This is a genomic window from Oleiharenicola lentus, assembly GCF_051660365.1.
Classification (GTDB): Bacteria; Verrucomicrobiota; Verrucomicrobiia; order Opitutales; family Opitutaceae; genus Lacunisphaera; species Lacunisphaera lenta_A.
Genome location: NZ_JBOZXB010000002.1, coordinates 544,215 through 556,125, shown reverse-complemented (window position 1 = coordinate 556,125; position 11,911 = coordinate 544,215). Strand labels below are relative to the sequence as shown.

At 57.9% G+C, this 11,911-nt stretch carries 15 protein-coding genes; 6 read left to right on the top strand and 9 right to left on the bottom strand.

Annotated features, from left to right (window positions below; all coding sequences use genetic code 11):
- Complete coding sequence (uvrB, locus tag ACRRQW_RS17165; RefSeq protein ID WP_438482829.1) at positions 1–2,016, bottom strand: excinuclease ABC subunit UvrB; 2,016 nt, start codon at positions 2,014–2,016, stop codon at positions 1–3.
- A 231-nt stretch (positions 2,017–2,247) separates the two neighbouring features.
- Between uvrB and ACRRQW_RS17160 the strand changes: the two genes are divergently transcribed.
- Entirely contained in the window at positions 2,248–3,516 is a 1,269-nt protein-coding gene (locus ACRRQW_RS17160; protein WP_438482828.1) for a Glu/Leu/Phe/Val family dehydrogenase, read from the top strand.
- A gap of 59 nt (positions 3,517–3,575) precedes the next feature.
- Here the strand turns inward: ACRRQW_RS17160 and ACRRQW_RS17155 are convergent, their stop codons facing one another.
- The 6 genes from ACRRQW_RS17155 to ACRRQW_RS17130 all read right to left on the bottom strand — a co-directional run bounded on the left by ACRRQW_RS17155 (position 3,576) and on the right by ACRRQW_RS17130 (position 7,400).
- The gene (locus tag ACRRQW_RS17155; RefSeq protein ID WP_438482827.1) at positions 3,576–5,072 is read right to left on the bottom strand and encodes a putative Na+/H+ antiporter; all 1,497 of its coding nucleotides are present in this window, start codon (positions 5,070–5,072) and stop codon (positions 3,576–3,578) included.
- Positions 5,069–5,704 carry an HAD-IB family phosphatase gene (locus ACRRQW_RS17150; protein ID WP_438482826.1) on the bottom strand — a complete coding sequence of 212 codons (636 nt, stop codon included), beginning with the start codon at positions 5,702–5,704 and terminating at the stop codon, positions 5,069–5,071. The genes ACRRQW_RS17155 and ACRRQW_RS17150 overlap by 4 nt, the downstream gene beginning before the upstream one ends.
- A gap of 108 nt (positions 5,705–5,812) precedes the next feature.
- Positions 5,813–6,067: a type B 50S ribosomal protein L31 gene (locus tag ACRRQW_RS17145; protein ID WP_438482825.1), complete on the bottom strand. Its 255-nt coding sequence runs from the start codon at positions 6,065–6,067 to the stop codon at positions 5,813–5,815.
- Between the two features lie 20 nt (positions 6,068–6,087).
- Positions 6,088–6,213: a type B 50S ribosomal protein L36 gene (gene ykgO, locus ACRRQW_RS17140; protein ID WP_438482824.1), complete on the bottom strand. Its 126-nt coding sequence runs from the start codon at positions 6,211–6,213 to the stop codon at positions 6,088–6,090.
- 110 nt (positions 6,214–6,323) lie between these two features.
- Positions 6,324–6,887, bottom strand: coding sequence for a YqgE/AlgH family protein (locus tag ACRRQW_RS17135; RefSeq protein ID WP_438482823.1), 564 nt, complete (start codon positions 6,885–6,887; stop codon positions 6,324–6,326).
- A gap of 18 nt (positions 6,888–6,905) precedes the next feature.
- Positions 6,906–7,400 (bottom strand): deoxycytidylate deaminase, encoded by a 495-nt coding sequence (locus tag ACRRQW_RS17130; protein WP_438482822.1) that lies wholly within the window; start codon positions 7,398–7,400, stop codon positions 6,906–6,908.
- Positions 7,401–7,465: 65 nt separating this feature from the next.
- On the opposite strand from ACRRQW_RS17130, the gene ACRRQW_RS17125 reads away from it, so the two are divergent.
- From ACRRQW_RS17125 to ACRRQW_RS17110, 4 genes are read left to right on the top strand one after another with little or no spacing between them, the layout of a single operon-like run.
- On the top strand, positions 7,466–8,218 hold the full coding sequence (locus ACRRQW_RS17125; protein ID WP_438482821.1) for a Nif3-like dinuclear metal center hexameric protein: 753 nt from the start codon (positions 7,466–7,468) through the stop codon (positions 8,216–8,218).
- Between the two features lie 16 nt (positions 8,219–8,234).
- Positions 8,235–8,672: a type II 3-dehydroquinate dehydratase gene (locus ACRRQW_RS17120; RefSeq protein WP_438482820.1), complete on the top strand. Its 438-nt coding sequence runs from the start codon at positions 8,235–8,237 to the stop codon at positions 8,670–8,672.
- Between the two features lies 1 nt (position 8,673).
- Complete coding sequence (locus ACRRQW_RS17115; protein WP_438482819.1) at positions 8,674–9,186, top strand: transcription termination/antitermination NusG family protein; 513 nt, start codon at positions 8,674–8,676, stop codon at positions 9,184–9,186.
- Positions 9,183–10,112 (top strand): hypothetical protein, encoded by a 930-nt coding sequence (locus tag ACRRQW_RS17110; protein ID WP_438482818.1) that lies wholly within the window; start codon positions 9,183–9,185, stop codon positions 10,110–10,112. The genes ACRRQW_RS17115 and ACRRQW_RS17110 overlap by 4 nt, the downstream gene beginning before the upstream one ends.
- A 33-nt stretch (positions 10,113–10,145) precedes the next feature.
- Here the strand turns inward: ACRRQW_RS17110 and ACRRQW_RS17105 are convergent, their stop codons facing one another.
- Positions 10,146–10,661, bottom strand: a complete 516-nt coding sequence (locus tag ACRRQW_RS17105) for a phosphatidylglycerophosphatase A family protein (protein WP_438482817.1) — start codon at positions 10,659–10,661, stop codon at positions 10,146–10,148.
- A 4-nt stretch (positions 10,662–10,665) separates the two neighbouring features.
- Positions 10,666–11,295: a CDP-alcohol phosphatidyltransferase family protein gene (locus ACRRQW_RS17100; RefSeq protein WP_438482816.1), complete on the bottom strand. Its 630-nt coding sequence runs from the start codon at positions 11,293–11,295 to the stop codon at positions 10,666–10,668.
- 120 nt (positions 11,296–11,415) lie between these two features.
- On the opposite strand from ACRRQW_RS17100, the gene coaD reads away from it, so the two are divergent.
- Complete coding sequence (coaD, locus tag ACRRQW_RS17095) at positions 11,416–11,904, top strand: pantetheine-phosphate adenylyltransferase (protein WP_438482815.1); 489 nt, start codon at positions 11,416–11,418, stop codon at positions 11,902–11,904.
- Positions 11,905–11,911 lie beyond the last annotated feature (7 nt).

Below are 11,911 nucleotides of genomic sequence, written 5' to 3'. Positions count from 1 at the left end.
TCACCGCCGGCGCTTTTTTTTGTCCGGGTAAGTCGTGGATTTACGCGGCAGCTTCTTAAAGTCGCCTGTCTTGAGCGAATTGATCTGATCCCGCAAGAGAGCCGCGCGCTCAAACTCCAGCTTGTTCGCAGCAACCTGCATGTCCTCTTCCAACTCCGCGATGACTGCGGCCACGTCGTCCGCTGACTCCGCCGCGACAAGTTCTTCCTTTCGCTCCGAACCATCGTAAACGCGCAGGCTCGCTTGCACGCCACGCTTCACGCTGCGCGGCGTAATCCCGTGCTCTAAGTTGTAAGCGATCTGCTTCTCGCGACGTCGCGTCACTTCGTCGATCGTGCGGCGAATCGACTCGGTCACCACGTCGGCATAGAAAATCACCCGGCCTTTTTCATGTCGCGCCGCGCGCCCCGCCGTCTGCATCAAGCTCGTCGCGCTGCGCAGAAACCCTTCCTTGTCCGCGTCCAACACCGCGACCAACGCAACCTCAGGCAAGTCCAAGCCTTCACGCAGCAAATTGATACCGATAAGCACATCGAAATTTCCCTGCCTCAGGTTGCGCAAAATTTCGACGCGCTCGAGCGCATCGATGTCCGAGTGCAAATACTCCACGCGAATTTTCGCCTCCCGCATGTAACTCGTCAGGTCTTCCGATAAACGCTTGGTCAACGTGGTCACCAGCACACGTTCGCCTTGCTCCACTGCTTTGCGCACTTCGCCGATCAAATCCTCCACCTGTCCTTTGGTCGTGCGCATCGTGATCACCGGGTCGATCAAACCCGTCGGGCGAATCACTTGCTCGGCGATTACTTGGGAACGCTGCAATTCAAACGGCGCCGGGGTGGCGGAAACGTAAAGCGTTTGTTTTGTGATCCCTTGAAATTCATCGAAACTTTGCGGCCGGTTATCGAGCGCCGAAGGCAGCCGGAATCCGAAATCCACCAACGTTTTTTTTCGCGCCAAATCGCCGTTAAACATTCCGCCGATCTGCGGAATCGTGACGTGGCTTTCGTCGGCAAACACCAGAAAGTCCTTGGGAAAGAAATCAACGAGACAGAATGGACGGTCGCCTTGTTTGCGACCGGACAGGTGCAGCGAATAGTTTTCGATGCCATTACAGAAACCCATTTCCTGCAGCATTTCCAAATCGTAGTTCGTGCGCATGCGGATGCGCTGCGCCTCGAGGTATTTCTGTTCCTTCTCGAAAAATGCCACGCGCTCTTCCAATTCGCGTTTGATACCGGCAATCGCGGATTCGAGCCGCCCTTTCGAGGTCACGTATTGATTCGCTGGGTAGAGATCGAACTCCGTGGTTTTGCGAATCGTCGCGCCGCTCACCGGTTCGAATTCCGTCAGCGATTCGATTTCATCGCCGAAGAATTCCACCCGCAAACCGTGCTCCAGATACGCCGGCATCACATCGACCACATCGCCGCGGACGCGAAACGCACCGCGCTTCAATTCGTAATCGTTGCGCTCATAGAGATTCTCCACGAGACGCTCGATGAACTTGTTGCGATTAAACGCGCCGCCTTGACGAATCACGATGCGCATCTCCGAAAAATCTTCCGGCGATCCGAGGCCATAAATGCACGACACGCTCGCCACCACGATCACGTCGCGCCGGCTCACGAGCGAACTCGTCGTGGCGATGCGCAGGCGCTCGATTTCTTCGTTAATCGAAGAATCTTTTTCGATGTAGGTGTCGCTCGAAGCCACGTAAGCTTCGGGTTGGTAGTAGTCGTAATAACTGACGAAATACTCGACCGCGTTTTCAGGAAAAAACGCTTTGAACTCCGAGTAAAGCTGCGCCGCGAGCGTCTTGTTGTGCGAGATGATCAACGTCGGCCGGTCGAGTTGCGCGATGACATTCGCCATCGTAAACGTCTTTCCCGAACCCGTCACACCCAGCAGCGTCTGGTCGCGATTTCCCGCGCGGATCGAGCGCACCAACGTTTCAATCGCCACCGGCTGGTCACCGGTCGGCTGGTATTCGGAGTGAAGCTTGAAAAGCGGCATGCGTCGGGTGGAGGAAAGTCGTCAGCTCACTTGGTTTTGCAAGCGCCCTTCGCAACTTCGGAGCATGGCTCGCCAAGCGCAAAAACCGCGTGAAACCCCTAAAATCACCGAATCTCTAGCCCGGATAAGATTGTTTCATTGAACGGCGCGGGCCGCTGGAAGCCAATTGCCAATGTCATAAAGCGGGCCAAGCTTCGCTCAAAATAAACACGGGCTTCGGCCCATTTCCCCATGGCTCTCACCAATACGATCTACTCCTCCCCCGTATTCCAGCAAGCATGCAGCCAGTTCGATGCTGCCGCCGATATTCTCGGTATGGACGCCGGATTGCGCGAACGCACCAAACGCCCCCGACGCTGCGTCGTTGTCTCAATGCCTGTTCGCATGGACAACGGCAAAATCGAGATCTTCGAAGGCTACCGCGTGCAACATAATCTATCCACCGGCCCTGCGAAAGGTGGCATTCGTTTCCACCACGACGTGACCCTTGGCGAGGTCGCCGCGCTCGCCATGTGGATGAGTTGGAAATGCTCGCTCGCCGGTCTCCCTTACGGCGGTGGCAAAGGCGGCGTCATCGTCGATCCCCGCGCGCTTTCGATCACCGAACTCGAGCGTCTCTCCCGCCGTTACATGCAGGAAATCATTCCGTTCATCGGCCCGAATGTCGACATCCCGGCGCCCGATGTCGGCACCAACGAGCAAGTCATGGCGTGGATGATGGACACCTACTCGAATCACCAAGGTCACTACGATCCCGGCGTCATCACCGGAAAACCTGTCTCGCTGGGTGGTTCACTCGGTCGTCGCGAAGCCACTGGCGAAGGCGTGGCGTGGTTCGTCAAAGCCTACCTGCAAGACCTCAACATCCCGCCGGAGAAAACCAAAGTCATTATTCAAGGCTTCGGTAATGTCGGCAGCGAAGCCGCGCTCGCCCTTTATAATTGGGGCGCGGAAATCACGGGCATCTCCGATTACACCGGCGGCGTTTACAACGCCAAAGGCATCGATCTCAAAGCCGCCCTCGCGCACATCGCGCAGCACAAAACGCTCCAAGGTTTCCGCGGCGGCGACACGCTTACAAACGAGCAATTACTTGAGCAAGAATGCACGGTGCTCATTCCCGCAGCACTCGAACGCGTCATCACCGAGAAAAACGCGGGTAAACTTAAATGCCGCGTCCTCGCAGAAGGCGCAAATGGCCCGACGACCAACGAAGCCGACAAAATTATCAGCGACCGCGGCGACATCGAACTCATCCCGGACGTGCTCTGCAATTCTGGCGGCGTGATCGTCTCCTACTTCGAGTGGCTGCAGAACCTGCAGAACTATTATTGGACCAAACCCGAGGTCTTCGACAAACTGCACCGCATGCTCGCCAAGGCAAAAGCCTCGGTGGACGAGACCATGAAGAAATACAACTGCAGCCGCCGCACCGCCGCGCTCGTGCTCGGCATTGCGCGCGTCGCCGAGGCGAAAGCCAGTCGTGGATTATTCCCGTAATCTTTTTTCAATTTCTACTTCACGAGCCCGCCCAACCGGCGGGCTTTTTTATTACGGCGTCACAGCACCATAAACGAAAACGCCACGATTAACGTCGGCACCACCGCACCCAGCAGCAGGCCGAGCGGCGAAACTCCTTCGGGAAAATATTTCTGCAAGATCGATTGACCGGCGGGATTCGGCGCATTCGCAATCACCGTGAGGCCGCCTCCCGTGACCGCGCCAGCGACGACCGCGAATTTGAGTTCCTCTGTGAACCCTGGCACGAGCGTGGCGAGATACGTGATGAGTGCGTTGTCGTTAAACGCCGTAAGAACCGTCGAGCCGGCAAACAGCGGCACTTCGCCCAAGCTGCCGAGCACCGGTTGAATCCACCACCCTTGCAATCCGCCGTGCACGACGAGACCTGCGAGGAAAAACCCCACGAGTAAAGGACTGCGCAGCTCGATTTTACTCTGGTGGTGAGCCGTGGCTTGCGCGAACGCGAGGAAGAACAAAAAGCCGCCGATGAACAGCGCCGGATGATGCGCCATCCAGACCGTGAATCCGAGAAACAGCACATGCACGAGCGTCACCCACACCGGAATCGCCGCTTCGCCAGCAGACTTTGCAGCTTTTCCGGCTTTCAGCGCCAACAGCTCTTTTCGGAAAACAAAGAAATATACGATGTTCGAAATCACGATGCCGCTGACCGCGTGCCAGCCGAAATGCGTGAACATGTATGCCATGTCCCAGCCCCACGTAGCCGCGACCATGAGCACCGGGGGTGCAGCGAAATGCGTGAGCGTACCGCCAATCGATATGTTGACGAACAACAACCCCAGCGTGCCATACATCAGCTTGAGACTCGGTTTGAGCGCGTAAAATTGCTTCGCGAGTAACAGCGCGGCGATGGTCATCGCCGCCGGCTCCGTGATAAACGACCCGAGCAACGGCGCGATCGTGAGAATCGCAAACCACCATGCCACGGGTCGGCCGCCACCGAGTGACGCGGCCGCTTTCAAGCATTGTTCCGCCAGCCGCATCACCGGTCGCGTGGACGCGAGTGCCATGATCACGACCACAAACATCGGCTCCGTAAAATTCACCGTCGTGCCGAGATAATGGATCGCCGTGTCCATGCCTTTAAACGCCACGATCGCTCCCGCCAGCGCGAGCGCCCAGATGCCGAACACCGCTTCAACCTCGCCGAAAAAATGCAGCACTTGGCCGGCGAAACTCACTTCGTCGGGCCGGCCATCTCCATCGTTGTCACGACTGATAGCGTGCGCGCGCGTTTTTAAAGCCGCGTGATGCCGCTCCTCCACGACATGGCCCCAATGCCGGATTTTGGGAGCGGCGAAGGTATGCAGCACCGCGAGCACGAAGATCACCGTCGCGACGACGTTGAACGGCTCCGCCGCTGCGCGTGCTTTGATTTCGCTCCAAACCCCACGTTCGCCCGCCGCGGCATAAGTCGTCAAGTCGCGCGGAAACACCTCGGTCGGAGTTGAGTCAGCGGCACCGGCGAAGCCTGCAGCCAAACAAAACAATAAAACAGCAAGGCAGCGATTCACGTGAGAAGTGCTGGCAGATCAGCGAGCCGGTAAATAAACGCCTGCGAGCCGGCCTTGACCTTCGGGCGCTCCAGGTAGCGGCCAAAACCAACAAATAAATCCACGACCGGCTTCGCTTCCAGATCGCTCGCGCCGTCGCCGATCATCACGGTGCGGACAGGCGCATACGCTTTTTTCAAATCGGCAATGCGCGCCGGTTTTCCACCGGAACGCGTCGTCGGAAATTGTTCGTCGAAACCAGTATAATTTCCCGCCGCATCAAAAAACAAATCAACGGCTTCGATGCGCTCGATCCCGAGGTGCTTGGCGAGCGGCTGGATGGCCTGACGGAAACCGCCGCTCAAAATAATCGGCGTCCAACCGGTGTTCTTTAGGTCTGCGATGACCGCCACAGCGTCAGGTTCGATCGTATCGAGGTAGAGTTGGCCGACTTTTGCCACGTCGTCGCGATGCGGCTGGATGATTTTCAGCCGTGCGCCGAAGACGTCTTCGACGCGGATTTTTCCTTCCATCGCCGCGTTGGTCATGGCTTCGGATTTTTCAAAGACTTCCGGCCCCCGCACGCGGGCGAGTTCATCCACGCCTTCGATGGCGCTGAGCGTTGAGTCGCAGTCGAAAATCACCAGCTTCACGGGGACAGGCACAGCGAAGAAAACGACCTGCCCGCTGCGTCGCGGCAACAAAAAAGCCCTCCGCGATGGGAGGGCTTGGAAAGAGTCGGGAATAAACCGCGAGGCGGTTTAGGTGACCTTGGTGGCGCGCTTGAACTTCGTGGTGAACTTCTCGACGCGGCCGGCCGTGTCGACGAGGCGCTTCTCGCCGGTGTAGGCGGGATGCGAGTCCATCGTCACGTCGCGAACGATCACGAAGTAGTCTTCGCCTTCGATCTTCTCGGTGCGAGCGGACTTCATCGTGGACTTGGTCAGGAATTTCTTGCCCGTTCCGATGTCGAGGAAGCAGACGTTATTGAGTGCGGGATGGCCTTCGGTCTTCACGGTAAAATGAGTTGGGTTAATCAGCCTTGGCGCGCTTTGTAACGCGGCTCGACTTTATTGATGACGTAGATGCGACCTTTGCGGCGAACAACCTGACAAGCAGGGTGACGGGTCTTGGCGGATTTGATGGAGGAAACAACTTTCATAAAAGTTAGGAAAGAAGATGTCGGACGCTACCCCTGTCAAAGCTAATTATTCACAGGTCGAAATATCTGCTCCGCCGGCTCAGCCCAGGCAGGTTAAGTCGCTGCATCCGTTAATTTAGCGTGGGATCGTCCGGTTCCTCGGCCAGCAGCTTTAATTCAGGGTCCATACCGCCTAAAAGTGTCCGCCAAAGTCCGACGCCATCATCTTTGTCCAGTTGGTCGCCTTCGATGGTCGCTACAAACCAGGTGTCGCGCTTCAACTCGTCTTCAAGTTGGCCTTTGCTCCAGCCGGAATAACCCAGAAACGCCCGCAGCACCACGCCCGGTTCGCCGACGAATTCCGCCGCTTTATCGGGATCGATGCCGAAATGCATTTGAAACGCGCCTTCGTGCGCCAGCCATTGCCACGACACGATGATCAACTGCTCTGGCTCGACCGGGCCGCCGTAATAAACCGGCACGCCCGCCAGCGCCGTGGAAGCGAGTTGGGCGTTAAGTTCGCCTAGCTGTTTATCGAGCGGTCGGTTTAACACGACGCCCATCGCGCCATCTTCATTGTGCGCCGACATCAGGATAACCGTTCGCTTAAAATTCCCGTCGCGCAGCACCGGATGCGCGAGGAGCAACTGCCCGGCGAGGCTCTGATCGTGTTTGGTTGCGCGACGTTCTTTCATTTCACCACAAACCCATACTCACAATTTCGAGATTTTCACGCCAGCGTCGCCCAGGATGGGCGCGACCAACGGATCATTCACGTAATCGACGTGATATTTGATCTCCGCGATGCCCGAGGCCGCGAGAATTTTGGCGCAATTAATACAGGGATAATGTGTCACGTAAGCCGTGCAGCCATCCACGCTCGAGCCGCGCCGCGCCGCATCGGCGATGGCGTTTTGCTCGGCGTGCACGGTCGCTTGTTCGTGGTTATCGCGCACGCGCGAGACATGCGGCGTGCCGGGCAAAAAACCGTTGTAGCCCGCCGCGACGAGACGGTTTTTGCGATCGCCCGCAGTCACGATCACGCAGCCGACGTGGAGCCGTTCGCAATTCGAACGCGACGCCATGAGCTTCGCCGTTGCCATGAAATATTCATCCCAACTCGGGCGGTGACCGAACGCGGTCGTCGCCTGCCCGATGAGATCCACCAAACTGCTTTCGTCTGACATGCGGCCAACGGTGGGATTCATCCGTGCTCTGGCAACTCGGAAACGCCCACTTGCACGCCGCCCCGCCGCCGCTCAACCTCCGCCCAATGGTTCTGCTTCAAACCCTCGTTGACTACTGCGATAAACGCACGCGTCGCTCTGCCTTCAAGGATTTCCCGGGCGCGCACAACGGTCTCCAAGTTGCCAACGACGGCCGCGTAACGCGTATCGGTGCGGCGGTCGATGCCGGCCTCGTGCCGTTCGAAACGGCGGTCGCCCGGGGCGTGGATTTCCTCGTGGTGCATCACGGTTTATTTTGGGGCGGCGTTCAACCGCTGACGGGGCCGGTTTACGGACGCTTCTCAGCCCTCGTGCGGGGCAATTGCGCCGTTTACTCAAGCCATCTCCCGCTCGATGCCCACGAGGAAATCGGCAACAACGTCCTGCTCGCGCGTCAGCTCGGCCTGAAGCCGCGCCGCCCTTTCCTGCCACACGAGCATGAATGCATCGGCTGGATCGCACCTAACAAATACAAACGCTCGCAACTCTGCGCGCGTCTCGAAGAACTTTACCCACGCGTCGTCTCCATCGAATGCGGCCCGACCGTGCCCAAGCAGGTCGCGTTTTGCAGCGGCAGTGGCAACAGTGCGGTTCCGCAACTGCTCGCCGCGGGCGTCGACACGCTCATCACCGGCGAGCTTCGCGAGGAGTGGTTCAACTACGCCCAGGAACACAAACTCAACCTGATTTGCTGCGGCCACTACGCGACGGAGATGCACGGCGTCAAAGCCCTCGCCGCCGAGCTTGCCAAAAAATTCCGGCTGCCTTGGGAATTCATCGAAACCGAAAATCCCCTTTAAGTTCCGCTCTCCGTTCATGAAAAAAATCGCCATTCTCCACGGCCCCAACCTCGACCGTCTCGGCAAACGCGAACCCGCCGTTTACGGCACCGCGACATTGAAGGACCTCGAAAAACTCATTCACACCGAAGCCAAGGCGCTGGGTCTGCAAACCGTGTTTTTCCAGTCCGCTCACGAAGGCGCGCTCATCGATAAAATCCACGCGCTCACCGATCGCGGCATCGACGGTTTCATCGTAAACTTCGGCGCGTATTCGCACACGAGCATCGCGCTGCACGACGCGCTCAAAGCCTCCGCCAAGCCGACCGTCGAAGTGCATATTTCCGACATCAAGAAACGCGAAAAATTCCGCCACACCTCGATGACCGCCGCCGCCTGCATCGGCATGGTTTCGGGCAAAGGTTTCCCCGGCTACATCGAGGCATTGCAGCTACTCGTCGCGCATCGCGCCTGATATGGGCCAGCACCTTCCTGTCTTCACCGAACCGCGCTGGTTCGCGTGTCACACCAAGCCCCGAGCCGAGAAAAAATTCGCGGCGCTGATGAAGCAGATAAAATTCGAGCATTATTTGCCGCTCATCCAAAGCGTCCGAAAATACGGCGAACAAACAAAGACGTTCACCAAACCGCTTTTCCCGAGCTACGTTTTCACGCGCATTGAACCCGCGAACAAAAATCAAATTTATCAGCAAGACTTGCTCGTGCGTGCCCTGATAGTCGAAAACGAGGCGCAGTTCCTGCAGCAAATCGAAACGGTGCGCATCGTTTGTGCTTCGGGCCTCGAAGCGGCGATGCATCCGCTCGTCAAGAAAGGCACCCATGTCCGCGTGCGCGGTGGCCCATTAAACGGCCTCGAAGGCTATGTTGACGATCCGACGAACCCACAGGGAATTGTGGTGTCAGTGGACGTGCTACGACAGGGACTTCTCGTCCGCCTACCGTTCGAAAGCCTACAACTCCTTCCGTGACCTACACTACTCGCCGATTAACTCTCCTCATAGCCGCCGCTTTGGCTGCGGTTACTTCCTACGCGCAAAGCGTTCCTTCCACCGGCCCGCAGCCGGCGCAGGACGAGCCGCGTCCCCTGTTATCTCGTATCACGAGTATTTTTGACGGCGATCTCCCGCAGATCGACATTCCCGGCACGGTGAAAGTGATCTTACGCCCGCACTTCGGCGACCTCGTGCGCCGCGATTACATGCGAACCGAGACTGGCCTGCGCTGGGCCCTCAACGAACAGTTTGAAGTCAGCAGCGAAGGCTCGATATTCTTCACCCACGGCCTGGGCGACTCGGTCGGTTACGGTGTTGGCCGTCTGCGGCTCGGCTCGCGTTACACTTTGGATGCGTGGCCACGCAGCGGTTACGACACGAGCTTCCTATTAAATATGGAAGCGCCCGTCGGCCACCCGCCGATTGATATGACCGATGGTCAATATCACCTCACCCCGAGCGTGATTGTGCAGCGCCAGTCCAAAACTAACAAAAAATTCAGCACGTTCGCCGGCCTCGGCTTCGATTTCATCGATCCCAGTTCCATTCCCGGACGCTTTGCGACCAATCAGCCGCACGAAGATTCGGTCAACACCACCATCGGCGCCGTGTATGATCTCGGTCAGCTCAAATATTCGCTTTCCGGCACCTACGCAACGACCGCGATTCTCAGCGACAACACCGAACATTTTTTCTACCTCACGCCCGGCGTCCAATGGTATCTACCGCGTCGTTTCACGTTTAACTCCAAAACCCAGTGGATCGTCAGCCTCGGAGCCCGCACGAGTTGGGGTCCGGATGGCACTGATTTCAGCCTGCGCGCCCGCGCACGTGCTGAGCTGACCTTCCGTCAGGTCATGGAAAAAATTCGCTTCCGTCGCGGCGACGAAGAAAAAAAGTAATCCTGTTTCGTGAGCGTGCAGCTTCGCGCCCGCTCACATGATCGCCAGCAGCCACGCCCCAATGTGCAGCGTGACACACGCCGCGAGCGCCGCGACAAAATCATCTGCAACCACGCCCCACCCGCCCGGCCAGCGCTGCAGTTTTGCAATGCCGAACGGCTTTAGAATATCGAAAAGTCGAAATAGCGCGAAACCCGCGATCGCCACTTTCCACTCGGCAAATCCCGCGAGATAACCCGCGCGCCAGCCGAGAAACACGAGCGGAATCACGATAAATTCATCGAGCACGATCTCGCCCGGATCTTCCTTACCCAGACGTCGCCCCGCTTCCCCGGTAAACGCGACCGCGATGTAACTCAAAATCACCGTCCACACGACCGTCACTTCCCACCGCGCAGAACGAAACACGAGCAGCGTATAAAGCAGCCCCGCGAGCGAACCCCATGTGCCCGGCGCGGGCAGACGCGTCCCCAACGGCCCAAGCGTCGCCACGCCCACGACCCATTTTTTCGGCAAACGCCGCAGCCATTGCGGTTCGCTCAAGCGCATCGCGTTAATCGAGCACCACGTGACCGTGACGACGGAAATAAGAAATCGCCGAGGTGATCGTCAAAATCGCCGACAGGAAATAAAGCCCGATGCCGACATAGTGGATCACCGAAATCACCAGGCGCTCGTCGCCAAAAAACAAGTTACCAAAATCCTGCTCAAACATTCGTGCACCCAGCAGCCAGCCGATCGCGTTAAGCTGAACGAAGGTCTTCACTTTTCCGCCCATGTCGGCCTCGATTACGATTCCTTTCGTCGCCGCCGCCATCCGCATGCCGGAAACCAAAAACTCCCGGCCAAGAATACAGAGTAGCAGCAACAGCGCGAACGTCGTCACGCCACCGTGTAAATGTGCGTCGTTGTTCAGCGTGAAATAACCGCCATTCACGAGCGCGATCATCAGGCCGATCACCATCACCTTGTCGACGATCGCATCCATGAAACGCCCGAACGACGACACCTCGCCGCGCGCGCGTGCGATCATACCGTCAAACCAGTCGGTCAACGCCGCCGCGATGAACAGCCAGAAGGCGATCGTCGCCGCCCAACCGAAGTTGCGATCCATCAACCAGACGATCGCGAACATCGCGGGCACTCGGGAAACAGTCATCCAATTGGCGATGGTAAAACGCATTGGAGCGAGTCGAGCGAACCGGCGCACGCTTGGCAATCCCTTGATTGCGACTTTCCCGCACCTTCCGAAAACGTCCTCGCCATCCGCATCCGCCGTGCAATTCTTCGCGCCGGTCGCTCTATGAAACTCTGTATTTATCCCGGCACTTTCGACCCATTTACCAACGGCCACTTGGACGTTCTCTCGCGCGCCGCGAAGCTCTTCGACCGCGTGACCGTCGCCGTGGCGCTCGCGTCGACGAAAAACGCTCTCTTCAGCGCCGAGCAACGCGTCTCGTTGATCGCCGCCAACCTTGGCGACCTGCCTAATGTTAACGTCGTTAGCTTCGACGGCCTGCTCGTGGAATTCGCCCGCCAGCAAAAAGCCCACGCCCTCATTCGCGGCCTCCGCGCGCTGTCCGATTTTGAATTCGAGTTCAACATGGCGCTCATGAATCGCCACCTCGAGCCCAGCGTGGAAACGATCTTCGTGATGCCCAAGGAAGCTTACAGCTACACCAGCTCAACGCTCGTAAAACAGATCGCGAAACTCGGTGGCGACGTTTCGAAATTTGTTCCTGCCAACGTGGCCGAAGCGATGAAGCAAACCTTCGCCGCTGCCCGCGGTTAATCTGCGC